At 59.7% G+C, this 318-nt stretch carries 1 protein-coding gene; it reads left to right on the forward strand.

Translation table 11 applies throughout. The annotated features are described in order from the left end of the window. The coding region (locus IT40_RS26570; RefSeq protein ID WP_036759676.1) for an NAD(P)(+) transhydrogenase (Re/Si-specific) subunit beta at nucleotides 1-224 on the forward strand (224 nt) is incomplete at its 5' end. Nucleotides 225-318: the final 94 nt, after the last annotated feature.

The following is a 318-nucleotide window of genomic DNA, read 5'->3' on the forward strand; positions in this document are numbered from 1 at the left end:
CGAACGACATCGTGAACCCGGCGGCGCAGGAGGACCCGAACTCGCCGATCGCGGGCATGCCGGTGCTGGAGGTGTGGAAGGCCAAGCAGGTGTTCGTCTCCAAGCGCGGCCAGGGCACCGGCTATTCCGGCATCGAGAACCCGCTGTTCTACAAGGAAAACACCCGCATGTTCTATGGCGACGCCAAGAAGTCCATCGACCAGCTCCTGCCCATGATCGAGTGAGCGGGCGATCTCGCTGTTGGTGGCGGCGATGCAGCTCGATGCCCTCAGGTGTCTCCGATATATTCCAATAAACACAACGAGTTGCTGTTGTTAT

It is taken from the genome of Paracoccus versutus (genome assembly GCF_000763885.1).
In the GTDB taxonomy this organism is placed as follows: Bacteria; Pseudomonadota; Alphaproteobacteria; order Rhodobacterales; family Rhodobacteraceae; genus Paracoccus; species Paracoccus versutus.